The organism is Mycobacterium sp. TH-M82, assembly GCF_057473605.1.
The window spans coordinates 1-1095 of the sequence record NZ_JBYCKY010000802.1; the positions used below are offsets into that span (position 1 = coordinate 1).

Annotated in this window: 1 protein-coding gene and 1 pseudogene; both read right to left on the reverse strand. The window is 65.7% G+C overall.

The genetic code is table 11. The features are described 5' to 3' along the window. Positions 1–892 (reverse strand): serine/threonine protein kinase (locus tag AC2VON_RS23655; protein ID WP_486955030.1); only part of this gene is annotated, 892 nt, incomplete at its 3' end. A gap of 57 nt (positions 893–949) precedes the next feature. Then, positions 950–1095 (reverse strand): annotated as a pseudogene (locus AC2VON_RS23660) (ABC transporter substrate-binding protein); the annotation flags it as partial.

The following is a 1095-nucleotide window of genomic DNA, read 5'->3' on the forward strand; positions in this document are numbered from 1 at the left end:
TCCGGACGATGTCGGGTGCCTGGTAGCCCGGTGTGCCGTAGAGATAACCGAACGAGTTGATCCGGGACACCGCACCGAGGTCGATCAGCTTCAACTGTTCCTCGGTGAGCATGATGTTCTCCGGCTTCAGGTCGTTGTAGACCAAGCCGATGGAATGCAGATGACCCAGCGCGGGCAGGATTTCCAACATGTAGGCGATCGCCTGCGCGACCGTCAGCTTTCCGTCCTTGGCTTCTTTGAGGGACTGACCGCCTACGTACTCCATCACGATGTAGCCGACCGGGTCGCCGTGCGAGTCCGGGTGCTGCACGAAGTTGTAGATCTTCACAATCCCCGGGTGCGTCACCTCGGCGAGGAATTGCCGTTCCGCCATCGCGATCGCCTGGGCCTCGGCGTCACGGGAATGAACCAGGCCTTTGAGCACCACCGGCCGCTCGTTGACGTTGTGGTCGACCGCCAGGTAGACCCAGCCCAGTCCGCCGTGGGCGACGCAGCCTTTGATCTCATACTGGCCGGCCACCATGTCGCCCGGCTTCACCTGCGGCAGAAACGAATACGGGCTGCCGCAGTGCGGGCACCAGCCTTCCGATGCCGCTGGGCCGTCCGAACTGGACCGGCCCACCGGACGACCGCAGTTCCAGCAGAACCGCTTCGATTCGGCGACCACCGGGTCGGTCATCAGTGCCGCAAACGGATCGATGTCGGGCACCCGGGGGATTTCCACCATGCCGCCGCCCAGTCGGCGGCTCGGCGGGGTAGTGCGGGTTACCGCGGTTTGCCCCTGCGCCTTGCCGGTGTCGCTGTCGACGGTGTCGGAGTCCTCACCGGCGTGTGGGCGGAAAATCGCCCGGGTAGCCATCGGGCGATGGACCGACTCCGGTTCCGCCAGCATGTCCGCCGGTTGGGTCGGTGGGCCCACGTCCTGCTCCGGCTCTCGCTCAGCCACGGGTCACCGCTCCAGATACCTCGGAGCGGGCGGAGGGGGGGCCGGGCCGAGTACCGTCAACCACTTGCGGTACAGCGTGTTCCAGGTGCCGTCGCGCCGGATCCGTTCCAGTGTGCCGTTGACGAACCGGACCAGGCCGGTGTTTTCCA